Source organism: Pantoea sp. Cr_R13, assembly GCF_029222565.1.
Classification (GTDB): domain Bacteria; phylum Pseudomonadota; class Gammaproteobacteria; order Enterobacterales; family Enterobacteriaceae; genus Pantoea; species Pantoea eucalypti.
The window spans coordinates 1-24389 of record NZ_JARHXL010000001.1; the positions used below are offsets into that span (position 1 = coordinate 1).

The 24389-nt window shown below is 54.0% G+C and carries 21 protein-coding genes; 6 read left to right on the plus strand and 15 right to left on the minus strand.

Annotation, left to right across the window (positions count from 1 at the left end):
* Nucleotides 1-132: 132 nt before the first annotated feature.
* Together P2R09_RS00005 and P2R09_RS00010 are read left to right on the plus strand one after the other, a co-directional pair.
* Nucleotides 133-414, plus strand: coding sequence for a YdgH/BhsA/McbA-like domain containing protein (locus P2R09_RS00005; protein WP_275765729.1), 282 nt, complete (start codon nt 133-135; stop codon nt 412-414).
* Nucleotides 414-884 carry an SgcJ/EcaC family oxidoreductase gene (locus P2R09_RS00010; RefSeq protein ID WP_275765731.1) on the plus strand — a complete coding sequence of 157 codons (471 nt, stop codon included), beginning with the start codon at nt 414-416 and terminating at the stop codon, nt 882-884. The genes P2R09_RS00005 and P2R09_RS00010 overlap by 1 nt, the downstream gene beginning before the upstream one ends.
* A 293-nt stretch (nt 885-1177) precedes the next feature.
* Here P2R09_RS00010 and P2R09_RS00015 read toward each other — a convergent pair whose 3' ends face one another.
* The 5 genes from P2R09_RS00015 to ssuD form a co-directional block, all read right to left on the minus strand.
* A complete protein-coding gene (locus P2R09_RS00015; protein ID WP_275765735.1) occupies nt 1178-2389 on the minus strand; it encodes a monooxygenase in 1212 nt (403 codons plus the stop codon).
* Nucleotides 2382-3842 carry an MFS transporter gene (locus tag P2R09_RS00020; protein WP_275765737.1) on the minus strand — a complete coding sequence of 487 codons (1461 nt, stop codon included), beginning with the start codon at nt 3840-3842 and terminating at the stop codon, nt 2382-2384. Before P2R09_RS00020 ends, P2R09_RS00015 begins: the two co-directional genes overlap by 8 nt.
* Nucleotides 3843-4104: 262 nt before the next feature.
* On the minus strand, nt 4105-5517 hold the full coding sequence (locus tag P2R09_RS00025) for an LLM class flavin-dependent oxidoreductase (protein ID WP_275765740.1): 1413 nt from the start codon (nt 5515-5517) through the stop codon (nt 4105-4107).
* A 69-nt stretch (nt 5518-5586) separates the two neighbouring features.
* Nucleotides 5587-6999: an FAD-dependent oxidoreductase gene (locus P2R09_RS00030; RefSeq protein WP_275765743.1), complete on the minus strand. Its 1413-nt coding sequence runs from the start codon at nt 6997-6999 to the stop codon at nt 5587-5589.
* Between the two features lie 27 nt (nt 7000-7026).
* Nucleotides 7027-8199 (minus strand): FMNH2-dependent alkanesulfonate monooxygenase, encoded by a 1173-nt coding sequence (gene ssuD / locus P2R09_RS00035; protein ID WP_275765746.1) that lies wholly within the window; start codon nt 8197-8199, stop codon nt 7027-7029.
* 276 nt (nt 8200-8475) lie between these two features.
* On the opposite strand from ssuD, the gene P2R09_RS00040 reads away from it, so the two are divergent.
* From P2R09_RS00040 to P2R09_RS00050, 3 genes are all read left to right on the plus strand, one after another.
* Nucleotides 8476-10365, plus strand: a complete 1890-nt coding sequence (locus P2R09_RS00040) for a sigma-54-dependent Fis family transcriptional regulator (RefSeq protein ID WP_275765749.1) — start codon at nt 8476-8478, stop codon at nt 10363-10365.
* A gap of 119 nt (nt 10366-10484) precedes the next feature.
* The gene (locus tag P2R09_RS00045; RefSeq protein WP_275766028.1) at nt 10485-11411 is read left to right on the plus strand and encodes a sulfonate ABC transporter substrate-binding protein; all 927 of its coding nucleotides are present in this window, start codon (nt 10485-10487) and stop codon (nt 11409-11411) included.
* 641 nt (nt 11412-12052) lie between these two features.
* Nucleotides 12053-12748, plus strand: a complete 696-nt coding sequence (locus P2R09_RS00050) for a haloacid dehalogenase type II (RefSeq protein WP_275765752.1) — start codon at nt 12053-12055, stop codon at nt 12746-12748.
* A gap of 37 nt (nt 12749-12785) precedes the next feature.
* On the opposite strand, the gene P2R09_RS00055 is transcribed toward P2R09_RS00050, so the two are convergent.
* The 8 genes from P2R09_RS00055 to arnB all read right to left on the minus strand — a co-directional run bounded on the left by P2R09_RS00055 (nt 12786) and on the right by arnB (nt 21820).
* Nucleotides 12786-14315 carry a Fic family protein gene (locus P2R09_RS00055; protein WP_275765755.1) on the minus strand — a complete coding sequence of 510 codons (1530 nt, stop codon included), beginning with the start codon at nt 14313-14315 and terminating at the stop codon, nt 12786-12788.
* Nucleotides 14316-14464: 149 nt separating this feature from the next.
* Entirely contained in the window at nt 14465-14830 is a 366-nt protein-coding gene (gene arnF / locus P2R09_RS00060) for a 4-amino-4-deoxy-L-arabinose-phosphoundecaprenol flippase subunit ArnF (protein ID WP_275766031.1), read from the minus strand.
* Between the two features lie 2 nt (nt 14831-14832).
* On the minus strand, nt 14833-15153 hold the full coding sequence (gene arnE / locus P2R09_RS00065; protein ID WP_275765758.1) for a 4-amino-4-deoxy-L-arabinose-phosphoundecaprenol flippase subunit ArnE: 321 nt from the start codon (nt 15151-15153) through the stop codon (nt 14833-14835).
* Nucleotides 15154-16821 carry a lipid IV(A) 4-amino-4-deoxy-L-arabinosyltransferase gene (arnT, locus tag P2R09_RS00070; protein WP_275765760.1) on the minus strand — a complete coding sequence of 556 codons (1668 nt, stop codon included), beginning with the start codon at nt 16819-16821 and terminating at the stop codon, nt 15154-15156. It abuts the gene before it with no gap.
* The gene (gene arnD, locus P2R09_RS00075) at nt 16821-17723 is read right to left on the minus strand and encodes a 4-deoxy-4-formamido-L-arabinose-phosphoundecaprenol deformylase (RefSeq protein WP_275765763.1); all 903 of its coding nucleotides are present in this window, start codon (nt 17721-17723) and stop codon (nt 16821-16823) included. The genes arnT and arnD overlap by 1 nt, the downstream gene beginning before the upstream one ends.
* Nucleotides 17723-19702, minus strand: a complete 1980-nt coding sequence (gene arnA / locus P2R09_RS00080) for a bifunctional UDP-4-amino-4-deoxy-L-arabinose formyltransferase/UDP-glucuronic acid oxidase ArnA (RefSeq protein WP_275765766.1) — start codon at nt 19700-19702, stop codon at nt 17723-17725. The genes arnD and arnA overlap by 1 nt, the downstream gene beginning before the upstream one ends.
* Nucleotides 19699-20682: an undecaprenyl-phosphate 4-deoxy-4-formamido-L-arabinose transferase gene (gene arnC / locus P2R09_RS00085; protein WP_275765769.1), complete on the minus strand. Its 984-nt coding sequence runs from the start codon at nt 20680-20682 to the stop codon at nt 19699-19701. Before arnC ends, arnA begins: the two co-directional genes overlap by 4 nt.
* A 1-nt stretch (nt 20683) precedes the next feature.
* On the minus strand, nt 20684-21820 hold the full coding sequence (gene arnB, locus P2R09_RS00090; protein WP_275765773.1) for a UDP-4-amino-4-deoxy-L-arabinose aminotransferase: 1137 nt from the start codon (nt 21818-21820) through the stop codon (nt 20684-20686).
* A 686-nt stretch (nt 21821-22506) separates the two neighbouring features.
* Between arnB and P2R09_RS00095 the strand changes: the two genes are divergently transcribed.
* Nucleotides 22507-23076: a YceI family protein gene (locus P2R09_RS00095; protein ID WP_275766033.1), complete on the plus strand. Its 570-nt coding sequence runs from the start codon at nt 22507-22509 to the stop codon at nt 23074-23076.
* Between the two features lie 35 nt (nt 23077-23111).
* On the opposite strand, the gene P2R09_RS00100 is transcribed toward P2R09_RS00095, so the two are convergent.
* Together P2R09_RS00100 and P2R09_RS00105 are read right to left on the minus strand one after the other, a co-directional pair.
* On the minus strand, nt 23112-23891 hold the full coding sequence (locus P2R09_RS00100) for a hypothetical protein (protein ID WP_275765776.1): 780 nt from the start codon (nt 23889-23891) through the stop codon (nt 23112-23114).
* Complete coding sequence (locus P2R09_RS00105; protein ID WP_275766035.1) at nt 23888-24388, minus strand: sigma-70 family RNA polymerase sigma factor; 501 nt, start codon at nt 24386-24388, stop codon at nt 23888-23890. The genes P2R09_RS00100 and P2R09_RS00105 overlap by 4 nt, the downstream gene beginning before the upstream one ends.
* Nucleotide 24389: the final 1 nt, after the last annotated feature.

A 24389-nucleotide genomic window follows, 5' to 3' on the forward strand; every position in this document is an offset into this window, starting at 1 on the left:
AAAAAAAACTCCAAACCTCAGCATAAAAACCTAATTACATAGACTTTAAAGATTTAATTTTGGCTGTTAAGAATATTCCGCTATTTTCCTTACCAGGCATTTAATCACCTTACTGATATCGAGGTTCAATCCATGAAAAAAGCAATCTTATTATTCTCATTACTGGCACTGACAGGTTCGTCATTCGCTGCCACACTGGTTCAGCGTGCTGAATTAGGTGATTACACGATTAAAGATCGTATATCAATTTCGGGCGTTCGTGGTGGGAAATCTCATGCCATAAATGCCATGAGTAATGAAGCCGATAAAAAAGGTGCTGGATATTTCTTTATTACCTCACTTAGCACAGGCGGTGACTCCAGCCAATCGCGTGGTACAGCGATTACGCTGGAAAAAAATGAGGTGTCAAAATAATGAAAAAAAGTTTACTCGCACTGTGCCTTCTGGGCTTTATCACTGCACCAGCAATTACGTTAGCACAGCAACCGGTTACCTGTATAAAAGTGTCTGAACAGGATGTCGCCAGCCTGTTTGATAAATGGAACGATTCTCTGGCAACCGGCGACGCGACAAAAGTCTCTGAGTTATATGTCAGCGATGCCGTTTTACTGCCAACCATTTCAAATAAAGTACGATTAACCGATCAGGAACGTATTGATTATTTCAAAGACTTCCTGAAAAAAGGTCCAATCGGCAAAATCGATTCGCGCACCATCAGAATGGGTTGTAATAAGGCTATTGATACCGGCGTTTATACTTTCACCTTCAAAGACCATACGCACGTCACAGCACGTTATACGTTTACTTATGTCTGGGATGGTCAGGGCTGGAAGATTTCAACTCACCACTCCTCAGCAATGCCAGAGCCTGTGAGCCAGCCTTAACAGCACGTTCGGTAGGATGATAACCAGCTTCGCATTACGAAGCTGTTTTTTCTACTCCAGCACTGCAGGATTTTCAATTAACTGCCGCCCGGTCCCGGCAGGCAGTTAATTGATGACACAACCCAAATACATTAATTCAATACCTGAAAATTATAAAAACCATTGGGGCTAAAAATTCTGACGCGAATTTTTTCCGATTGCACCTGTAAAGTGAAAATAAACACCAGATAGCGTTCAATTTAATTATCAGACTGAACGTTACTCCCGCACCCCATTTTCCATCAACAATATATTTAATCGCCGTTACCAATCTGCCAGATAAACGTCGGATCGTTACCGTTTACCTCCCAGTCACCCACGTTACGTATTTTGTAGATCACTGGATTATGTGATGAGACCGTCCGGGCATTGCGCCAGTGCCGGTCCAGCGCCTTGCTGACACGGGTATCGGAAGCGCCAAGGGCATTGAAGAATTCAGTGGCGGCACGCGTCACTAACTCAACCGCGACCACCTGCGCCCGGGCGGACTCAACCTCTGCCTGTACGTTAGCCGCGTGAAGCTCTGCTTCTTTAACACCGCTTAGTTGCAGTTCAAATGCCCGCTGTAATGAGTGGGTCGCCCGATCCACGGCGGCTTCAGCAGCCCAGGTCCAGCTGCTGATCTGACCGACAACCTGTAAAACCTGCACATCCTGTTTGACCTGAGGCGCGTTGCCGTGGCTGTAAATCCTCTTACGGTGCGCAACACCCTGAGACACATCACGAACTATGGCCCGGCCTATACCCGCCAGCGTGGCTAATAATACATGCTGATAAAATGCGGTCTGGTAACGAAAGCGCTCACTGAAATCATAAACGTTCGGCTGCTCCACACAGGCATGATTAAAGCGTGTTGTGCCGCTACCGGTCAGACGCTGCCCGAAGCCATCCCAGTCGTCATCACATTCCACCTCACTCTGATGGGTGTTTACCAGGGCAATCACGTCACGACCGTTGTCAGTACGCTTTGCATAGACATCAATCCAGTCCGCATAAAGTGTGCCGGTGCTGTAAAACTTTTCGCCACTGATCCGCCATCCTCCCTCTGTGGGTGAGACCTGAGTGTTGACCTCACCCAGCTTAACCGCTCCGATCTCGCTCCAGCCGCTACCCACCAACTCACCATCCACGAAACGGCGAAACCAGCGCCGCCGATCTTCACTCTCTGGCTGGTTCAGACGATCTTCAATAAAGGCAAAGTGCGCGCGCAGTGCCTGCGGCAGATTCGAATCAGCCTCGGCCAGGCCAGTCAGCAGGGAAAAGAGCTGCGGCAATGAAACACCAAAACCACCTTCCTCTTTTGGGATACGCAGGATGCCGAATCGCGCCGCTTTCAGCCAGCGAATCGGCTCATGCAGCAGAGTGCGATCGGCTTCACGTGCGGCGGCACCCTCAGCAATGCGGATAAACAGTGGCCTGAACTGTTCGGTCAGTGCGGCAAATTCAGTGCGACTTAATTCAGACATGATCTTCTCCTGATTCGGGGTGTTCATCAATGTCCTGTCGGGTCGGTTCAAACCGGATAATCAACAGGAAAAAAATGGGAATAAGGGCGGCAAGAGATACAATCCAGAACATATTAGTGCCATAACGAGCCTGCAAAACTGGCAGGATAAACAACGCCAGCGCACTTCCGATGCCAGAGAGCGAGCGACTAAAACCAACACCGGTTGCACGAATGTGGGTCGGATAGGAGAGCGCCGGATAGATCATTAACTGTGCGCCAGGTCCAAATCCTTCGGCAAACAGCCAGAGTCCCAGCAACAGTACAGCAAACACCACACCGAGGGTGGCCTGCGGATGACCGATCAGTGCCAGCGAAATCAACGCGATAAACTGCAGCGCAAAGCCGGCAATCGCCACATGCCGTGAAGGGAATTTCCAGGCCAGCCGCATGCCAAGCAAACCGCCGGTAAAAGCAAACAACGCATTCAGACCCAGCGAAGCGGAAATCGTCTCAAAGACGCCCGCCCCAAGGAACTGCGCCAGAATGGAGGGCAGGAAGAAAGCAATGGCAGTGTACTCAAACGAGATACAGACGTTCATCACTGCGCTGACGACGGTACGTTCCAGGTAAGGCTTCTGAAACAGTACGCGGATACGCACTTTCGGTGTCGCTTTAATAGTTTCGGCTTTAGCGGTCTGCTCCTCATGCGCAACAATGCCGTAGGAGTCACGCAGAATACGCACGGCGCCGCTCAGATCGCCCTGATTAGCTGCCCACAGTGGTGACTCATTCATAAACTTACTGCGCACCGCGATAATCAGCAGCGCCGGTACGGCACCAAACAGCAGCGAGGCACGCCACAGCCAGTCGATGTGTTCAGCGGGCAGCAGGAAATAGAGTGCAAAAATAATAAAGAAGCAGACTGATGAGGCGGCATACCACATCGGACACCAGGCCGCGAGCCGCGACGCTTTGTTTCCCTTGCCGGAGAATTTAGAGAACTCCGCCAGATAGGCCATGGCCACCGGCAGATCGATTCCTACTCCGATTCCCATCAGAAAGCGCGCTCCGATCAACACCCAGACATTGGGTGCCAGGCCCGCAGCTATAGCCGAAACCACAAAGAACAGCATGTCCGCCATAAACACTGAGTAGCGGCCATATTTATCAGTCAGCCAGCCGCCGACCAGATTACCGACGATGGTGCCAATCATAATCGAAGAGGTCACCAGTCCGGTCAGGACTGGGGTTAAGCCAAACTCTTTCACTACATCGTCAATACCATAGGAGAGCGTGGTGAGATCGTAAGCATCGAGAAACACGCCCCCCAGTGCCAGGAAAACGATCCAGCGGGCATAGCTATTTTTCTCTGTATGACTGTTGATAAGCCGGGCCACATCACTCACCGAACCAACCGGTGAGGAGTGAGGCGGCGGGGCGGTCAGGGTGTCGTCAATATTTAAAGTACTCATCGTATCCTCGTTATTATATTCAGCAGGTAACGAGGGTTTTATAGGCATTTCCGGGCCAGCTAACAACCAACAAATAAAGATAACTATTTCAGTATATTCAATAAGTTATTTACATAAACTGTTCACGACAAAAGCCGGATGAATAGCTGGATTCATCCGGTGAGAAGCAAAGCATTTGTGTTTTAAAACCTGAAAATCACGGTTTACTGCCAGCCCATAAAGCGTGGGTTCAGGCATGACGCCTGGCAGTGAACGTCCCGTCTCATCCCGACATTTCGGCGCTGTTTATCTGCTGTTCTATGTCCGCGGTCCGACGATAACCGGCCCCTGGATGCGGCAAGGCCAGTCGTGGCCCCTGTCCAAACAACTTTTCACGCAGCGTGCCGGGCTGATAGTGCTGTTTGTAGACGCCACGCTTTTGCAGTTCCGGCACCAGCAATTCCACCACATCTGTGAAAGTCTCATGCGTCACGGCGTAGGCGAGGTTAAACCCGTCAACGTCGGTTTCTTCAATCCAGCTCTGCAATTCATCAGCCACGGTTTCGGCGCTGCCTGCCAGCAGCGGACCAAAGCCGCCAATGCCCACCCAGTCTGCCAGACCCTGCACCGTCCACTGCCGATGAGGATCGGCAGTAGAGAATGTCTCAACCGCCGACTGAATGGCATTGGTATGGAGATGCTTCAGTACCTGATCCGGCTGATACTGCCCGAAATCGATACCTGTCCAGCCCGAGATCAGCGCCAGCGCGCCTTCGTAACTGACATAGCTTTTGTACTCCTGCCATTTCGCCTGCGCCGCCAGGTCGGTTTCACCCACAATAACCGTCTGCAGATTGAAGATCAGTATTGAACGCGGATCGCGTCCTGCCTCTGCAGCCCTTTGTCGAATATCCGCTACGGTTTTCTTTAGCAGCACTTTTGACGGTGCCGCGACAAATACACATTCAGCATGCTCAGCTGCAAAGGCTTTACCGCGGCTGGAGGCACCGGCCTGATAAAGCACCGGCGTGCGCTGCGGTGACGGCTCGCAAAGATGAATGCCCGGCACCTGGAAAAACGTGCCCTGATGATTAATCGGATGGATTTTTTTCGGGTCGCTGAAAATCTGACGTTCACGATCGCGCAGGACAGCACCGTCTTCCCAGCTACCTTCCAGCAGCTTATAGATGACCTGCAGATACTCATCGGCATAGTCGTAGCGCGCATCGTGGTCCGTCTGAGCCTGATGCCCGATATTGCGCGCACCACTTTCAAGATAGGAGGTCACAATATTCCAGCCAATGCGACCTTTGGTCAGATGATCCAGGGTCGAGATCCGTCGCGCAAACGGGTAGGGATGTTCAAAGGAGAGCGAGGCAGTCAGGCCAAAGCCCAGATGTTCTGTCACCATGGCCATCGGCGTGATTAACGCCAGCGGATCATTTACCGGCACCTGCGTAGCCTGACGGATAGCGGCATGGTTATTACCGTTGAGCACGTCATAGACACCCAGCACGTCAGCAATAAACAGCCCATCAAACTTACCGCGCTCCAGCAGGCGCGCTAAATCGGTCCAGTACTCCAGGTCTTTGTACTGCCATGAGCGGTCACGGGGATGCGCCCACAAGCCGGGTGACTGATGACCGACACAGTTCATATCAAAAGCATTCAGGCGAATTTCACGTTGCGATGACATAGCGACTCCTGAGCGGATGCGGCAATCGCTTGCCGCCCACTATTTATAATGTGGTTTAAGGTCGGGGATTTAGTAAGTCAGTGAGCCAGGACATCGCTCGCTGAACGACAGCGGCGGGGTGCTAAGCAGTTGCCGTGCGACAGATTCAGCATGTTCCGCCACCTGCGGTAATCCCATCAGCTCGCCAAAACGACCCCGAGCGGCAGGCCCGGCGACGTAGAGACTGGAATTCGCTTCACCGTTAACATTCAGCGTCTGTGACAGCGCATTAATATGGATTCCCAGCGCCAGCGGATCGGGCTGAATCACGCCGTCACCCTGCAGCTGTCTCAACAGCGCGTTGCTGTTAAGCAGAGCGTTGTGCGCGGGGCCGGTGGTGACGATCACTTTCTCTACCTCGAGCATATGCGATTGCGCGCCACGCAGGCGCAGCGTCAGCCGGAGCGTTTCGCCACCCGATTCGGCTGCGATCAGGCGCGCCGCCAGCAACGACAGCTGACCGCTGGCCTGCTGCTGGCTGAGAACCTGGCTCACCTGCGGTGCAATCCGGTAGCGATGGACGTCCCACCAGGGGCGAAGATGATGCAGAAAGCGTTGCTGCTCGTGCAGCGACAGACTCTGCCAGATGCGCTGACCGTTACGGCGGATGTCATCCAGTACCAGCTGCCAGGGCAGATTCATCGCCGCCGCATTTCTGACTTCCTGACGCACCCGATGTAACCAACTGCGCACGGTAGCAGTCTGCGGCTGACTGTAATCCAGCGTGTAATTCTCTGAACTGCCACTGAGGTTTGCACGCGGAAGCTGTCCACGGCGGGAGAAAGCGGTGATCGCTCCACGATGCTTCTGACGATGTAGCGACGCCACCACATCTGACATCGTCAGACCTGACCCGATGATTGCTACCCGATCGTCAGGGGCGACTTGTGCCAGCGCATCGCTCTGCCACGGGTTAGCAATCAATCCCGGATGGTCCTGAAGCGACTTCAGCAGAACAGGAAGGTCCGGCGGTGGATGGCTGATCGCTAGCACGACCTGATCGGCCCGGATCTGCTGCCCAGAAGCCGTGGTCACCACCCCATTCTTAAAAGCGACCGCACTGTCACGAAGATGGTTAAGTTTCACTGGTGAGCGCTGCTGTTGAGACTCAAACTGCGCATTGACCCAGCGACCAAACTCACCACGTTGCGGGTAAACATTATCGTCATGCCACAGTGCCTGCGGATCGGCGCTAAAAGCCGGTGATGCGCGATAGTCGCGGTCGAATGCACCCTCGTCATCACCTGCAAGCTGCATTCTGGCGGCTGGCACATTAATGCGGTGAGCTGGATCGGTAGTGCCATATGCCACGCCCTGCGCAAGCTGCGCGCGCGGTTCAATGACCGTTACCTGCAATCCCGACTCACCCAGCCGGGCCAGATGGATCGCCAGCGCGGTACCGGTGAACCCACCGCCGATAATGACAATCTGCTGTTGTAACATACACAAGCCTTCTCTTCTTTTAACTGGCTAACTGGCGCTGGCCTGTTTGTCAGGACGACGGTCACCGCCAATGGTTTCACCAAACGGACCTGTGTTCACGCTGCGCTGTTTCTTTTCGGTATTGGCGGCCAGCGGCAATAGCGGCATCACCAGTTCAGCAAAGCGGTGTGCCTCTTCGAGATGCGGATAGCCCGAGAAAATAAAGTTCCCGATGCCCAGCGCCTGATACTCCCGGATGCGATCGGCAACCTGCTGCGGATTGCCCACCAGTGCGGTTCCGGCACCGCCGCGCACAAGACCGACGCCAGCCCAGAGATTAGGAGCGATGCGCAGGCTCTCTCGCGAGCCCTGATGTAATGCACTCATCCGTGCCTGTCCGGCTGAATCCATACGCGCAAAGATCTTCTGCGCGGCGGCGATAGTCTCTTCATCCAGATAAGAGATCAGCCGATCCGCAGCCGCCCAGGCCTCCTCTTCGGTTTCACGGACAATGACATGCAACCGGATGCCATAAGAGAGAGTACGGCCGCTCTCCTGCGCTCGCTGACGCACCACCGCCAGCTTTTCCGCCACCTGTTCAACCGGCTCGCCCCATGTCAGATAGGTGTCGATCTGATTCGCTGCAACATCAATTGCCGCATCTGACGAGCCACCAAAATAGAGCGGCGGGCCCTTTTCCTGCACCGGCGGGAAAAGAATTTCTGCGCCTTCTACGCGGATATGCTCGCCCGCAAAGTCGACCTTCTCGCCTTTCATCAGGCGGGAGTAAACTTCAAGAAACTCCCGGGTCACTGCATAACGCTCTTCATGGCTCAGAAAGATACCGTCACCTTTGTTCTCCACCGGATCGCCACCTGTAACCACGTTAATCAGCAGACGTCCGCCGGATAGACGATCCAGCGTGGCCGCCATCCGCGCCGCCAGGCTCGGCGGTTGCAGACCAGGGCGAACCGCCACTAAATAGCGCAGCGTTTTGGTGACCGGCGCCAGGGCCGAGGCGACCAGCCATGAATCCTCGCAGCTTTTACCGGTCGGGATTAATACACCGTAGTAGCCCAGATTATCTGCCGCCAGCGCAATCTGCTGTAAATAGGGTAAATCAACCGATCTGCCGCCTTCTGTGGTGCCCAGATAGCGTCCATCACCGTGGGTGGGCAGAAACCAGAAAAGGTTAAGATTTTCCTTTGTCGCATGGCTCATTAGCAAATTCCTTTATAACGATATTTGAATTTATTACATAGGGACTAACCCTTTGGTTATATCGCTATTTGCAGAATGTGTGCCAGTGTGCATTTTGTTTTTTTATACTTAAACTTCAGTAAGTTATGACAATCAGGAATTGCGCTATCCTGCTGCATTTGCGGCAGATAAAGCTGCAGACTGCTGTAATGGCAACAACCCGGCTCGTTTCGCCCCCTCGTTTCCGCCACTGCCACGCGGTATGGTCATGGCTTTCCTGTTAATCCGGTAAACAAGATGCAGATATCCAGCCCTGAGTTAATTGATCCCGCATCGCGCGCCTTTAAAAGCGTACTGGATCAGCTCGCACCTACCGATGCAACGGTGTTGATCATCGGTGAAACCGGCACCGGCAAAGAGGTGATGGCGCGCTATCTGCATCATCATAGCGCCCGCAGCCGGCAGCCATTTCTGGCGGTCAACTGCGGGGCACTCACCGAGAGCCTGGCGGAGTCAGAGCTGTTCGGTCATGAGAAAGGGGCCTTTACCGGCGCGCAGGATCGCCATCGTGGCTGGTTTGAAGCAGCAGAAGGCGGCACGCTGCTGCTGGATGAAGTCGGTGAACTCAGTCCGTCGCTGCAGGTGAAGCTCCTGCGCGTACTCCAGGAGCGCGAGATCACTCGCGTGGGCTCGTCTAAAGCGATAAAGGTCAATGTGCGGGTGATTGCGGCCACTAACCGGGATCTGACTGTGGCGATTCGTGAACGGCGGTTCCGGGAAGACCTCTACTACCGTCTCAATGTCGCCAGCGTCACACTGCCGCCGCTGCGCCAGCGCTGCGAAGATATTCCGGTGCTGGCCAGTCATTTTCTGCAACTCTATGCGCGACGTCTGGGACGTCCTCAGTTACGGCTGAGTGAAGATGCTGTCGCCACGCTAATGGACTACAGCTGGCCGGGTAATATCCGTGAGCTGGAGAACACGCTGCACAATGCGGTGCTACTCAGCAGGACCTCGCTGGTCACGCCGCAACAGCTGCGGCTGAACGCCATTGCTGGCAGCGATTTACCCTCCGGTGAGGAGGCGCTCGACCAGTTTTTACGTCAGCAGATGCAGCAGAGTGAGACGCCACTCTATCCACGAGTGATCGCCGCGCTGGTAAAAAATGCGCTGGAACTCACGCAGGGTAATCAGTTACAGGCGGCCGCGCTGCTGGGCATCAGCCGTCATACACTGCGTACCCAGCTGGGGCATCTGGGTGTGATTAAACCCCGCCGCACCTCATTGCGTCAGCGCGACGCCTCTCCTCATCATCAGCCTCAGCAGGAGCGTGAACTGCGTATCGGTTATCAGAAGTTTGGCAACCTTGGCATTCTGAAAGCGCGTCAGTCGCTTGAGCAGCAGCTGAGCGATCAGGGCGTCAGCGTGCTGTGGAGCGAGTTTCCAGCGGGTCCACAGCTCCTCCATGCGCTGAGCAATAAGGAGGTCGATTTCGGGACCACCGGCGAAGTTCCTCCCTTGTTTGCGCAAGCCAGCAACAGCCCGATGGTCTATGTCGCCTGGGAACCTGCCGCTCCGCAGAGCGTGGCACTGCTGGTACCCACTAATAGCCCGGTTCAGCAGATTGGCGATCTCAGAGGCAAACGCATCGCCGTGAATCGTGGTTCTAATGTCCACTATCTGCTGCTGCAAATCCTGGATGAGGCGGGATTAGCGCTGGATGAGGTACGCATTGTCTATGCCCCCCCCAAATATCCACTGACGCCCAGCGACCTCAGCGCGGTAGATGCCTGGATGATGTGGGATCCGCTCCTCAGTGATGCTGAGAACAGCGGACAGTTCAGGGTGATAGCGGATGGCACTGGTCGGGTCAATAATCATCAGTTTTACCTTGCCGAACGCGGATTTGCTGCGCAGTCGGGCGATCTGTTGCAGATCCTGCTCACCGCCCTGGAACAGACGGGCCGCTACATTGATGCACACCATACTGAAGCCGCCGCGTTGCTCTCCAGCGAGCTTGGCATTTCTGCAACCTCACTGATGCACGCCTTAGCCCGGCGCAGCCATCAGACTCAGCGAATGAACCTGGCCATCATCCGGGAACAGCAAACCATCGCTGACCGCTTTTATGCGCTGGGGTTATTCAGTCGGGCTATTCGCGTACGCGAGTCAGTCTGGCATCCATAGCGTTTTTTTAGCTAAGTATCGAACATTTCCTCGCTAAGCGCTTCAATCTGCGTTTGTTATGTTGCGCTGACAACAAACAGACTCAGGAATGAGAGATGAAAAAAGTTTTATTCAGCGCAATGATTATTGCCGCCCAGGCGGGTTTTGCATTTAACGCCCAGGCAGCTGCAGAGAAACCCGATACAGTGAATATCGGTTTTCAAAAAGCTAATATCTTCGCGCTGCTGAAATATCGCGGCACGCTGGATCAGGAATTTAAGAAGCAGGGGATTGCGGTGCACTGGATTGAGTTCCCGGCCGGGCCGCAGATGCTGGAGGGCTTAAACATCGGCAGTATCGATCTGGCCGCCACCGGCGATGCGCCACCGACATTTGCCCAGGCCGCACAGGCCGATCTGGTTTATCTGGGACACTCGCCAGCTAACCCTAAAACCGAAGCGATTGTGGTGCCTGCAGACTCCCCGATTAAAAGCGTGGCGGATCTTAAAGGCAAGCGGGTGGCGCTGAATAAAGGCTCTGACGTTAACTATTTGTTGGTCACCGCGCTGGAGAAGGCAGGGCTGAGCTACAAGGACATTACACCCGTATATCTGCCGCCCGCCGATGCGCGCGCGGCTTTCCAGCGTGGCGCGGTGGATGCCTGGGTCATCTGGGATCCTTACTACGCCGAAGTGGAAACCAACGCTAAAGCCCGGCTGATTAAAAATGCCGAGGGACTGGTGCCGCACTACACCTTCTATCTTGCCAGTCGCAAGTTCGCAGATACTTATCCTCAAATCGCCGACCAGGTGGTGGATGAGCTGGACACGCTTAGCACGTGGGCCAATCAGCATCATGAAGAGGCGGCTAAAATCATGTCCACCTCAACCGGTCTGCCCCAGCCGATCTGGCAGCAGGCGCTGGCAAGGATGCCGTTTGGTGCAGAACGGATGACGCCTGAAGTCTTTACGCAGCAGCAGGCACTGGCGGATACCTTTACCCGGATTGGTCTGTTGCCGGTGAAGGTGGATATCCGCAGCGCGACCTGGTCGCTGGATAAGAAGTAAGTAAGGGCCGGGCGTAGTTTGGGTTGAGCGAATTGAAGTCGGTGATTATGTCTGCTTGCCCTTTATATGCCGGCGGCGGATTCTGCGAAAATTACGAGAAAGGATTAACCGGTTAGGGTCAGACGGCAAATCCGGGTTCGGCTGGTGCCGTCTATGGCTTTGCGGCGATGAGCGAATGGGTGGGGGACTGGCGGAGTGAGTGACTTCGCGTTCCCTTTGCTGATTTTACCTGTCTGGTATTGCCGCCGGATGCGTCAGAAAAGGAGGAAGACGAGGTTATGCTTACAGACAAACATAGCCACGAGGATAACGCCATCACGTTGAATAGCCTTGTCGCATCAACCCAAGCCACGGGCGATATGGGTACGGCAGGCGTTTGTTGTTCCTAAGGAATCCGGAAGAGCAATGGATTCGGCTAAAAAAGGTAAAGTGCTTTTCGATTAAGAATCGCCCAGTCGGGCACGATGTTTAACATAATTAGTATTATGCGCATGACTAATTTCCTGAATCACATCAGATTTTCCAGTTTGATTTTAAACTATCGCAGCACCCGATGTTGAGCAATCCTCACCGGTGTTCTACCTTCAGAAAGCGTCTTTAACGCCTCACCTGTCACATCCATTAAACCAACCGGAGGCACGATGACCGACAGTCATAACCCCGCACCCTACAGCGGCACCCTGTTTTTTGATGTCAATGAGACCCTGCTGGATACCACTGAGCTGAACCGGGTTGTCGCGCAGCGACTCGGTGACCTACCGGAACGTGCTGAAGCCTGGTTTACCTCGCTGTTACATCATTCACTCGTGGAGTCTGTGACCGGCAGCTGGCATAACTTTGGTGATATCGCCGAAGCAGTGCTGCAGATGACCGCCACACGCTATGGTATTACTCTGCCTCCAGACGCAACACCGCTGGCTGACATTATCGCAGCCATGCCAGCCCATCCTGATGTCGCCGCAGGACTGAGTGCTCTGCAGCAACAGGGATTTACACTGGTCGCGCTGACCAACTCTTCTGCGGCACTGGCCGAAAAGCAGCTCAGTTCTGCCGGACTGGCTCGGCTGTTCACGCGCATTCTCAGTGTGGAACAGGTGCAGGTTTATAAGCCCGATCTGAAAGTGTATCATTGGGCAATGCAGGAAATGGATCAGCCTGCATCACAGTGCATGATGGTGGCTGCTCATGGCTGGGATGTGGGTGGAGCAAAACGCGCAGGAATGAAAACCGCATTTGTTACCCGCAAAGGACAGGCACTTTACCCGCTGGCACCTGCACCGGATTTGATTGTCAGCGATATAGGTGCGCTGGCCACAAAACTTAAACCGCTCTGCTAAATGCAGTGCTCAGCGACCTCACATGACACCTGAATACTTAGTCTGTGTGGGTCTCAAACGCTGACCTGACCGCTTCCACAATCCGTTGTGCAGTCGTTGTGTCGTCCAGCAGCGGGAACGTTTTTTTGAGCTTGCCAGAAATCTGCCAGCCATTTTCTTTCAGCGAACGGATAATACGACTGGCGTCCTGATCAGGCATCTCAACGACCTCCTTCAGCTGCTGTTGAGCGCGCTGAAATATCACCAATACGCGCGCTTCATCAGCCATCTCAGTTCGGACCGTGTGTTCGATGACTCTGCAGGTATAGAGCACATGCTCGGTTAAGTCGGGATAACGCCAGGCGAAACGGGCATCCTCATAGTCGGTGAAAGTGAAATTACTCCGCGTGCCATCTTCATAGGTTTTCAACTCGCCAAACCGATAGCAGCCTGCATAGCGCCGCATTAGCCGTTTAGAAAATACGTCCAGCGTGCGATCGTAACCGACCCGAAAATCCATCGAACTGGTGATGGTGGCTGAAACCGGCAGGATCACGCCATCCGGTATCGCCCCATCACGAATCAGTGTGTCATTGATTAAAAAACGGTGGATGCGGCCATTGCCGTCGCGCATCGGATGGATATAGACAAAGCCAAACGCGATAACCCCCGCACGAGCCAGTGGTGCGGCACCCCGCGTAGCCTGCTCAAAGGCTTTAAGCCCATTCATAAAGCGCGGAACATCATCATAGTGTGGCGCAATATAGTGGACGATATCTTCACGCATGGTCGACTGTCCGACAAACACGGGCGAACGTCGCAGCCCCAATCCCAGCGCATCCTGCCCGAGAATGCCCTGCTGTATTTTATGCAGGCTGGCATCGCTGAGTGGATCCTCAAGCTGGCCGCAATACTGCGCGATAACGTGGGCAAATCGTTGAATACGATCGCCCTGGTCCGCCTCTTTCTCAATCAGGAAACTGGCACGTGACTCTTTAAATGTCAGCCAGTTGGCGGTGCGCATCAGAATATCCGCGCCAAAGGTGTTATCCAGATCATGCAAAGCATCGTTGAGATCGAACGTGAGCGCCTGCTCAATGGCTGCGGTTCTGCGCACCAGCGGGCAGAAATCAGCGGATCCTGGCAGATTATTATTGATGCGCCAGCGCCTGTTACGGTTCACGGTCGTTCGGGTCAGATACGCTTTGGATGAAATCGCCTCAACATAGCCTCCGTTGGTGACGTCCGGTACCTGTAAGGTATTACCAGTCAGCCATTCATAGAGAAAGCCGGCCCGTCGCGCATACTGTCCGAACGGTTCCTGCCGACACCACGCTTCCAAAGGTTGTGGTCCGATAGTCGTAAACAGGCGTGCGAAAAACTCCAGATGGATCTCTTCGTACTTGAGACCAAAGGCAAAGTGACCCGCAAAATCATCTTCCGGCTGATAGCCTGGTGGATAATAATTTTCTACCTGTCCCTGGCCTTCATGATGAGAGCGTACGGTTCCGATAGCTGACTTCACGCGTAAGGGCTGCGCCAGTTTGATAGCATAACGTTCGCACAGTGCGCTAAAGCCAACCAGCATGTTGAATCCTTTATCCGTCGCCCGAAAACGATAACAAAATGGATATTTATCATGAAAACGCTAAATAATCCATTATGACGGCATTAATTACCGCCCGGAAACGTTAATAAAAACGGTGTTCATTGCGGAAATAGTAAAATACAGAATGTTCAGGGCTTAACAACAATGCACAGTAGCCCGATTACAATAATCACCACACCAGCTAAGCTACGCCAGCTAAATGCTTCGTGAAATACCGGTAAGCAAACCGCCACCAGCCAGACCAGCACGTAACTCAGGCTGAGCAGTGGATAGACCCGATTAAGCGGAAAATAGTGCAGCGCCCGAATCCAGCAGAGCATGGAAACAGCATAAGCTCCCAACCCGGCCAGCAGCAAAAAGGCAGGCAGTATGGCAACTGTTGGCAGCGACGTCAGGCTACTGACATCGGGCAGGCGCGGCATCGCCCAGCGCATCATCAGCTGTGCCGCTGAGACCAGCAGCACGCTACATGCGACCCATCCGTACCCTTTCATATTCATAGCTGGCTCGCCATTAGCGCGACGCCCGTCACCACCAGCAGCGTGCCTGAAATCTGACGAAGCGTTAGCCGTTCGCGCCACAAAATGCGTCCGGCCAGCGCAACGAAGATGAAATTAAGGCTCAGCATGGGATACGCTTGGCTGACGGGCACCCGCTGCAGCACCAGCAGCCAGAGGAGCATTGCGATACCTAACAGCAGCACGCTTACGCCAATCCAGCTTAAGCGGATGCGGCCTGATGCCGCATGGGTCGCCTGTTTCTGACACAGCTGCGCGCTGCAGCTGAGCAGACTCACCAGCACAATCAGCAGTAGCATTTACTTCATCTGACCGTAATAAAGGCAGACCAGCCGGCCCTGGCGATAGACCTCATCCGGAACCGGCACATCCTCGCCAATATCACTGTGTGGGGAATCAACCAGTAACAGCAGTGACACGCTTCCCATGCGGCGATGATCGGCAAGCCAGCCGCCGAAATCTGCCTGAGAGACAAAGCGGGATTGTGCATCCGGATAGCTCAGCCCATATTGCAGCTCACCTTTATTATCATAGAAGCCGATATCACTGCGTTGCAGGTGCCAGGCTGCGGCAGATGCCACGCCCGGATTGTCCGCCAGAATAAAATGACTGGATGCCAGACGCTCGCTGATCACAGAGACAAAGTGTTGCGGCTGTTTGGCATCACGGATTTTATCCGGGATAGCTGAGCCAATAAAGAGAGCGACCCCCAGCGGGCAAAGCGCGGCCACCAGCCAGCGGCGTTGTGAAAATCGGCAGCTGTATGCGCCCGCCAGTCCCCAGATGAGAAACGCCAGCGCTCCCAGTCCCAGCTTCAGCATCTCATGAGTAGCAAACAGGGGGTGATGCGTTACGCTCCAGGGCGCGAGCACCAATAGCACAGTTGCCAGCGTGAGGATGCCGAAAATCAGGTTGATCCAGCCATTAACGGTTAATGCGCGCCCTGCCCGCTGCGCCGCGTTCAGCCCATAATGGGCCATCAGCAGCGACAGCGGCACAAAACAGGGCAGGATATAGGTCGGCAGCTTGCCTTTTGCCAGACTGAAAAACAGCAGCGGCATCACCGTCCAGCTCAACAGATACAGTGCGCCGGGATTCTGCTGACGCTCGCGCCAGCCTGTCATCAGTGCACCCGGTAACAGCGCCAGCCACGGTAGCGTTCCCAGCAGCAGAACCGGCAGGTAGTACCAGAAAGGGGCTTTGTGCTGTGCATTATCTTCTGCAAAGCGCTGAATATGCTCAATCCAGAAGAAGTAGTGCCAGAAATCAGGGGCCTGATGATAGATCGCCAGCGCCCAGGGTGCGCTGATTGCTGCGGCAGAGAGAATCGCCAGCGGCCCGAAGCAAAGCAGCTCAGGTATTCTCTTTCGCCAGATCACCCATGGCAGAATCGCCAGCACCGGTAGCGCCAGTGCCAGGAATCCTTTGGTCATGAATCCCATGCCGCAGGCGAGACCCAGCAGCAGATAGCCGCCCGCGCGCCCGGCTCGGCCGCTGGCCTCCGTCGCCAGCCAGAAGCTGCACATTGCAGCCGCCAGCCAGAGCATCAGCATCGGATCGAGCACGGCGTAGGTGCCAACGCCATAAACCAGCAGTGAACTCAGGAAAATCAGAGAACCCACAGCAGCGGTGCGGACCGAACCAAACATCCGCCTGCCGAGCCAGAAGATCAACGCGGCGGTTATCGCTGTTGAGAATATTGATCCTGCTCGTACACCAAAATTGTTATGGCCGAAAAGCCATTGGCCCAGTGAGTTTATCCAGTAACCCGCAATCGGTTTTTCAAAATAGCGAAGACCGAAGAAGTGTGGTGTCACCCAGTTACCGGTTGCCAGCATCTCCCGGCTGATCTCTGCGTAACGCGTCTCATCCGGTTGCCAGAGGTCGCGGAACATAGGCGGCAGAAGGTAATAGAGAATGAAAAAGCTAAAAAAAATGAGCCACTTCGTGTTCTTATGTATCCGCACTAGTTCGCCTCTTTAGTCAGTTTCTGGCAGCCCAGCCACCCTTCCCGTCCGGGAATTTCACCTCTGACGATCCTTCCCACGGGTAAGGTGCTCAGGTCGTCGGGCAATAGCTCGCTTAACGGACAGAACTGAATGCCATTACGGGTTGCTGCATTCAGCAATTTGTCGAAGTCTGGTAAGCCAATAATCCCCTCCACTTCGGCATGCACGGTATAGACAGCGCCATCATCAGAAGCGAGCATTTTCGCCAGAATGTAATCGTTATAGCCTTCTGCGCTGACCTCACGGCCAACCACTTCATCCCATGTGGGTAACGTCACCGGAATCTGTACAGTGCCGATCTGGCCATCTGGCAGTATGGGCCTGAATGGCCCGCTGCCGCGGCAGTCACTGTTGTAGTGAAAGCCAAAATCCTGTTTGGCGGCAACGACCCGACCATCAGCACGCCAGCCTGCAACGGCCGAACAGCTAACAGGATGACCAAGGATTTCACTGAGCGTTTCGGTGCCGCGTGCTATCTGCTCAACCAGTTTATCCTGCGGCCAGACCCCCGCCCAGGTCTGCCAGGCAAAGTGGTCCCAGGCATGCAGACCGACTTCATGCTGACGTGTGGCATCCTGCATAATGTTCCGCAGGCCACGGCCCATCTGCTTTCCCGGCCAGGCCGTTCCGGCGAGCAAAATGTCCCAGCCATAAAGTGATGCGGCGCGGGAGCGCAGCATTTTCATCAGAAACGCCGGTTTCACCAGCCGCCAGAGATGGCGGCCCATGTTGTCCGGTCCCACGCTGAAGAAAAAGCTGGCCCGCACTGCGTGACGCTGGAAGAGCTCAAGCAGCGCCGGCACACCCTGCTTCGTGCCGCGCCAGGTATCTACGTCAATCCGCAGACCGATCTTCTTCATCACTTATCAGCCTGTTGCTCAACGGTACGCAGGAAGAAATCGAGCGTGTTGTCGATAGTGACATCCATCGTGACGGTTGGCGTCCAGCCAAGTAAGCGACGCGCATTGCGGATAGCCGGTTTGCGGTGCTCCACATCCTGATAGCCTTTACCGTAGTAACTGCTGCTTTCCACTTCGCGGAAACCGGCAAACGGCGGGAACTGGCTGCGCAGCGGGTGACGCTCGAAGCTGGCCAGCAACTGCTCCGCCAGTTCTTTGATACTGGCTTCATTGTCCGGATTACCGATGTTGATGATCTGACCATCACAATTCTGCTGCTTGTTTTCGATAATGCGGAACAATGCTTCCACACCATCCTGAATATCGGTAAAGCAGCGCTTTTGTTTGCCGCCGTCGATCAGCTTAATCGGTGAACCTTCAACCAGATTGAGGATAAGTTGCGTGATCGCGCGAGAACTGCCGATGCGTGCTGCATTGAGGTTATCCAGACGCGGTCCCATCCAGTTGAACGGACGGAACAGGGTAAAACGCAGCCCCTCTTTTTCGCCATAAGCCCAGATCACACGGTCCAGCAGCTGTTTCGATACCGAATAAATCCAGCGCTGTTTGTTGATCGGCCCGACCACCAGATTGGAGCTATCCTCATCGAAGCTGGCATCAGTACACATGCCATAGACTTCAGAGGTGGATGGGAAAATAATGCGCTTCTGATACTTCACGCAGTCACGGATGATTTTCAGGTTCTCTTCGAAATCGAGCTCAAAGACGCGCAGCGGATTACGGGTGTATTCAATCGGCGTGGCGATCGCCACCAGCGGCAGGATGACATCACATTTTTTGATGTGATACTCAATCCATTCGGAATGAATAGCGATATCCCCTTCAACGAAATGGAAGCGCGGATGTTCCAGGAAGCGGCTGATGGCGTCTGAACTGATATCCAGGCCATAGACTTCAAAATGCTCATCCTGTAATAAACGCTCGGTGAGATGGTTACCAATAAAGCCGTTAACCCCGAGGATGAGCACGCGTGTACGACGTTGCAGCGCCGACTGCGGTTTTGAATAGAGCAGTGCGCCAGGCACCATGCCCAGGCTTTGCGCCAGCTGGCTGCCATTCATGTAAACGCCATGCTCAGACTGTCCGGTCAGAATTTCCAGTGCACCCTCACCACAGGCGATAAGGAATGGCTGCTTAGAAATCACCGTACCTGGCTTCGCCTGATGCGGGTGCGTATGAACCCGGCTCTTCCAGACGATAAATTTAACCGAACCGGCGAAGGCGAAGGCGCCTGGCCACGGATCGGTAACCGCTCTGACCAGATTGTGAATCTTCTCTGCGGGTTGATTCCAGTCGATGCGGCCATCTTCGGCCGTGCGACGGCCAACACAGGTCGCCTGACTCTCATCCTGTGGCGTCTCACTGACCTCACCCGTGTGCAGGCGAGGTAAGACGTCGTTAAGTAACTGCTCTGCAGCCTGAGTCAGTTTACGATGCAGCGTCAGCGCGTTGTCTGCATCCTCAATGGCCACCTTCTGTTGCGCCAGAATATTACCGGCATCCGCACGCTTCACCATGCGATGTAACGTAACGCCGGTTTCCGTCTCACCGTTGACCAGCGCCCAGTTAAGTGGCGCCCGACCGCGGTATTTTGGCAGCAGTGAACCGTGCAGGTTAAAAGCCCCCTTTTCAGCGCATTGCAGGATCTCATCGCTCAGCAGATGGCGATAGTAGAAGGAGAAGATCATTTCTGGCGCCATGGTGCGGATGCGGTCAAGCCAGATTGGGTGATTCGCCTCGTCCGGTGCATAGACCGGAATGCCGTGCTCTGCCGCCAGACGCGCGACTGAGCCGAAAAAGTGATTTTCGGTAGCCACATCGTTGTGTGTAAAAATGGCGGTGATCTCATAGCCTGCGCTAAGCAGTGCATTGATGCCGACACAGCCCAGATCGTGATAGGCGAAAACAACGGTCTTCATGATTGAGTATCCTGTACTGAAGGCTCTTCAGGAGCCTGAACAATGCGTTGAACGAAATAGCGCGGACGCGCCCGAACGTCGTTATAAATTCGCCCGATATACTCCCCGAGCAGTCCCATACCCACAAACTGGGCACCGATAAACATGAACAGCACGGCGAACAAGACGAAAACACCATCTCCCGCCCATGCCGCACCAAAAAAGAGTCGCAATACGATAAGCACCAGCGAGAAAGCGAAGCCGGAGAGAGCAATAAGGCTGCCTACTACGCTGAGCAATCGCAGCGGCGTGGTGGTCAGGCAGGTCACCAGGTCGTACATCAGGTTGATCAGGCGCATAAAGCTGTATTTCGAATCGCCAAAGGCCCGCTCGGCGTGGAGTACCGGCAGTTCAATGGTGTTTCGGGCAAAGGTGTTGGCCAGAATCGGAATGAACGTACTGCGTTCGTGACAATTGAGCATCGCCTCGACGATATGCCGACGATAGGCACGCAACATACAACCGTAATCGCCCATCGCTTTGCCGGTTACCCGCTGAATCAGCCGGTTGAGTGTGCGCGAGGCCTTGCGACGGAACCAGGTATCCTGACGCTGCTGACGAACGGTACCCACCACGTCATACCCCTGACGCGCAGCTTCAACCAGGCGCGGGATCTCTTCCGGAGGGTTCTGCAGATCGGCATCCAGTGTCACAATCAGATCGCCACGGACCTGGCTGAATCCGGCCATAATGGCGGAGTGCTGACCGTAGTTGCGATTGAGCAGTACGCCCGTTATGCGGCTGCCGGGAATGATGGCAGCCTGTTCAATCAGTTCGGCTGAGCGGTCACTGCTGCCGTCATCCACCAGCAGAATTTCATACTCAATTTCAATGGCGTCACATGCCGCGCTGGTCCGCTGCAGCAATTCCGGCAGGCTTTCCTGTTCGTTATAAACCGGGATGACCACGGAGAGCATATTGATAGGTTTGATATCGCGCATTTCAGGCTCCGGCAATGTCATGTAAAGCCTGAATCACACGCCCGACATCCTGATCCGTCATTGACGGAAACAACGGAATCGAACACATCTGCTGGCTATTCAGTTCACTGGCAGGTAAACGTAAATCGGGATAGTGCTCGCGATAATATTTGTGGGTATGCGCCGCACGAAAATGCAATCCGCTGCCTATATCCCGCGACTTCAGTGCCTGCATAAAGGCATCACGCGTCAGACCGCAGCGCTGCTCATCAATGCGAATAATGAACAGGTGCCACGCGTGCTGATGTGGCCAGACAGGCAGTGACAGTGGCGTGAACGGCAGCGTGTGCAGCGCTTCCAGATAGCGCTCAGCTATCTCACGGCGGCGAGCAATAAAACCGGGTAGCTTCTGTAACTGCACCAGCGCAATGGCTGCGCTGATATCAGGCAGATTATATTTAAAGCCCGGCATCATCACTTCTGCCTGTGGCAGACGCCCCTGGGTCTGGCGATCAAAAGCATCAACCGCCAGGCCATGAAACTTGAGACTGCGAATACGATCGGCGAGAGCAGCGTCATCGGTCACCACCAGGCCGCCTTCCGCACAGGTGATATTCTTGATGGCGTGGAAAGAGAAAATAGCTGTGCCGCGATGCCCGATCGGCTTTTCGTGATAAGTCGTGCCCACCGCGTGAGCCGCATCTTCAATAATGGCGATGCCATGCGGCTCAGCAAGCTGATAGATTGGCGTGAGATCGGCGGGAGCACCGGCGTAATGCACCGGAATAATCGCGCGGGTACGTGAGGTAATCGCCTGAGCTATGAGTTCCGGCGTCACCATCAGGTTGTCAGGGTCGACATCAATCATCACCGGCGTGGCGCCCAGCAGCGTGATCAGGTTCAGAGTGGAGACCCAGGTCATGGACGGCGTAATGACCTCATCGCCAGGCCCGATTCCCATCGCCATCAGCGTTACATGCATCCCCGCGGTGGCAGAACTCACAGCAATGGCGTGCTGGTTGCCAGTCAGTTGTACAAAAGCCTGCTCCAGTTCCGCGCATTTAGCGCCTGTTGTTATCCACCCAGAGTCAAATACCGCTTTAACAGCAGCCAGCTCTTCATCACCAAATGAAGGGCGGGAAAATGGCAAAAAATCCATGCTAAAACTCCTGCAGATCAAACTCATTAGCTGTCGCGCATTGTTAGTCAGACACAACGCCGGCAAAAGAATTGAAATAGCGAAATATCAACATCCGGTTATGGCGTTATCGACACCTTATTTTCCCGTTCTGGAATTGAGGTTACCGGACTGCTAATACAAACTAACGTATGAAACTTAACTGAACATTAAATGAATAGTGTTCATTGCAATAAAATCAAAGAAGAGTGAGTTAGGGTTTTACGAAAAAGTTCACATTTAAGTTAATAATAATGACTCAGCTCTCAATTTTTGATTTATTGATGTTCTGTTTAAGGTAGCAAGCGCTGCCACTTCTCAGATCAGAAACCTTCACCAGAGAGGCAACACACGGAACTCAATCTAACCAAATGATTTTATGAAATAAATACAGACTGACACGCCAGACGACTCCTGACCAAATCAGTATCCTGTTAATTTCACCGAAAACATCCGCCGATAAAAGCGTCTTAATGTATTCTTAATATTGTTCGTTATTAATGTTCAGCCCTAACAATAATTATTACACTTTGGTAAAACTAAGATGACAGTCAGTTAATATTTGTCAGATTACCTGTACCTGAAGGGTGAAAACAGTGCTAAAAAAAGTGAATAAGATCGTGGTTTGAGGCGTTAACGTCTGGTCTGCCTAAAAAGAGAAAATTGTGATGATGCGTGTCGCCTGTTTATGCACACTGTTCGCCCTGCTCAGTCCGTTACTTTACGCCGCGCCAGTAACCTATACCATAACACCTGATAAAACATCGATTGGCCTCTCATGGCGTGCCTTTGGTCACGATTTTTCGCAAGCCAGACTACAGGGTGTGACTGGCACGGTGACACTTAATCCGGATGAAGACCATGACGATCGTATCGAAGTGAATATTCCAGTGGGCACACTGGTGGCATCGAACAGTCTGTTGACCTGGCAATTGAAAAGCGATCTGTTTTTTGATGCTGAGCGTTACCCGCAGATTCACTTCGTGAGCAGTCGTGTTGCCTCACTGGGTGAGGGTAACTACCGTATTTTTGGCGTGCTAACGGTTAAAAATGTCAGCCGGTCAGTGGTAATGCAGGCCTCATTGGACAGTGGTAAAACAATTGATCCGGCGTCACGCTCTCTGGCGCTGCATGCCTCCACTGCTATTTCCCGCTCTGCCTTTGGAATGGATCGATTGGTTGGAGTGGTTGATGATCGGGTAAACATTGCGCTGATAATTGCCGCACAGGCCAGATAATCGCTGTTGAAGCAAACGCTCAGGGACAGGTTTTTTTAACTGAGCGTGGTCACCAATGCTTTAGCGATGGCAGCCAACTGAGCAGAGGGATTACGCCCTATCAGAACATACTGATAGCCACCGCGCTTCCACCAGGCCAGCTGCATGCCGTGGCGCTGTTCCTGAGTAATCGGGTTCGAATCCTGTGGTGCAGGCGAGATACAGAGCGCCATCGGACCATAATCAGCATGCAGCCAGGCGATCTGTGCAATCGACGTTCGTTCGTAACGCAGGATCCGCACCATTTTCAGTTCAGCGCCTGGCAGGCGAAGTTGCTGCGGGTGCAGCTCCAATCCTAAATCCAGCCGTGTACGGTCGAGACCTCTCTGCAGCATTGCGGCGTCATTGGGGGTATCGGCCAGCGTTTCAGCACTGTAAAGCGACATATATCGCGCCTCCAGATCGCGGATATTCTGACTTTCATCCTTCGCATCATCTGAGGGTCTTGCCAGAAAACCGATGCCGCTGCCCACCAGTAAAAAGCTGACCGATGCGGCAATAAGCGCGCGACGACTATACTCGGGTGCCGCCTCGGGTGCCGGAATGGTCGCCAGGCGCTGGGCCATTCTGGCCTGTGGTGCCTGTTCGAGTAGCGGCGAAAAAGCCTGTTTAAAATCGAGACTGGTGTGCTGAAAATGCGCAACCCGCTCCACCAGTTCAGCATCCTCATCCATCGCCTGTTCAAACTGCGCAGCTTCTCGCGGCGTCATCTCACCATCCAGCCAGGCGACAATCGCCTCATCGCGCCACGGCGGCGTAAAAGTTTCCCTGTTCATCTCCGTTTCTCCTGCGGTGAGGGCGTGGTCGCCGGCTGTCTGGCTAGCGTGGCGCGTGCGGCGGCCAGACGGCTCATAATGGTGCCAACCGGGACAGCCAGCGTCTCTGCTGCCTCCTGATAGGTGAGTCCTTCCACGTAAACCAGAAACAGCGCATTTCGCTGTGCCTCGGGTAAGGCGTTGACGTGTTGCATAATGCGCTGGAAATGGCGATTGTCGTCGCTGGTGGCGTGATTATCCGCGGCCAGCAGCGCATCGGGATCCACAAATCCCTGCCCCTGCCGCACTTTTCGTGCGCGTAAATCGCTAACCCAGATGGAATGGAGGATGGAAAACAGCCATCGATCAATACGCGTACCCGGCATGAACTGCGCGCTGCGTTCCAGCGCGCGCACGCAGGTTGACTGTACCAGCTCTTCTGCCATGTCACGGTTGTGTGACAACACATAGCCATAACGCCAGAGCCGCGTCAGATGTTCCGCAAGGTGCTGACGGATG

Excerpts from the sequence above, each read along its gene's own strand:
- arnC (WP_275765769.1), bottom strand. The coding sequence starts at position 20,682 with ATGCGCGATATCAAACCTATCAATATGCTCTCCGTGGTCATCCCGGTT.
- P2R09_RS00030 (WP_275765743.1), bottom strand. The coding sequence starts at position 6,999 with ATGTTACAACAGCAGATTGTCATTATCGGCGGTGGGTTCACCGGTACC.
- arnB (WP_275765773.1), bottom strand. The coding sequence starts at position 21,820 with ATGGATTTTTTGCCATTTTCCCGCCCTTCATTTGGTGATGAAGAGCTG.
- P2R09_RS00045 (WP_275766028.1), top strand. The coding sequence starts at position 10,485 with ATGATTATTGCCGCCCAGGCGGGTTTTGCATTTAACGCCCAGGCAGCT.
- P2R09_RS00050 (WP_275765752.1), top strand. The coding sequence starts at position 12,053 with ATGACCGACAGTCATAACCCCGCACCCTACAGCGGCACCCTGTTTTTT.
- P2R09_RS00100 (WP_275765776.1), bottom strand. The coding sequence starts at position 23,891 with ATGAACAGGGAAACTTTTACGCCGCCGTGGCGCGATGAGGCGATTGTC.
- P2R09_RS00010 (WP_275765731.1), top strand. The coding sequence starts at position 414 with ATGAAAAAAAGTTTACTCGCACTGTGCCTTCTGGGCTTTATCACTGCA.
- arnF (WP_275766031.1), bottom strand. The coding sequence starts at position 14,830 with ATGAAAGGGTACGGATGGGTCGCATGTAGCGTGCTGCTGGTCTCAGCG.
- P2R09_RS00005 (WP_275765729.1), top strand. The coding sequence starts at position 133 with ATGAAAAAAGCAATCTTATTATTCTCATTACTGGCACTGACAGGTTCG.
- arnD (WP_275765763.1), bottom strand. The coding sequence starts at position 17,723 with ATGAAGAAGATCGGTCTGCGGATTGACGTAGATACCTGGCGCGGCACG.
- arnE (WP_275765758.1), bottom strand. The coding sequence starts at position 15,153 with ATGCTACTGCTGATTGTGCTGGTGAGTCTGCTCAGCTGCAGCGCGCAG.
- P2R09_RS00025 (WP_275765740.1), bottom strand. The coding sequence starts at position 5,517 with ATGTCATCGCAACGTGAAATTCGCCTGAATGCTTTTGATATGAACTGT.
- P2R09_RS00055 (WP_275765755.1), bottom strand. The coding sequence starts at position 14,315 with ATGCTGGTTGGCTTTAGCGCACTGTGCGAACGTTATGCTATCAAACTG.
- arnA (WP_275765766.1), bottom strand. The coding sequence starts at position 19,702 with ATGAAGACCGTTGTTTTCGCCTATCACGATCTGGGCTGTGTCGGCATC.
- ssuD (WP_275765746.1), bottom strand. The coding sequence starts at position 8,199 with ATGAGCCATGCGACAAAGGAAAATCTTAACCTTTTCTGGTTTCTGCCC.
- P2R09_RS00095 (WP_275766033.1), top strand. The coding sequence starts at position 22,507 with ATGATGCGTGTCGCCTGTTTATGCACACTGTTCGCCCTGCTCAGTCCG.
- P2R09_RS00020 (WP_275765737.1), bottom strand. The coding sequence starts at position 3,842 with ATGAGTACTTTAAATATTGACGACACCCTGACCGCCCCGCCGCCTCAC.
- P2R09_RS00015 (WP_275765735.1), bottom strand. The coding sequence starts at position 2,389 with ATGTCTGAATTAAGTCGCACTGAATTTGCCGCACTGACCGAACAGTTC.
- P2R09_RS00040 (WP_275765749.1), top strand. The coding sequence starts at position 8,476 with ATGCAGATATCCAGCCCTGAGTTAATTGATCCCGCATCGCGCGCCTTT.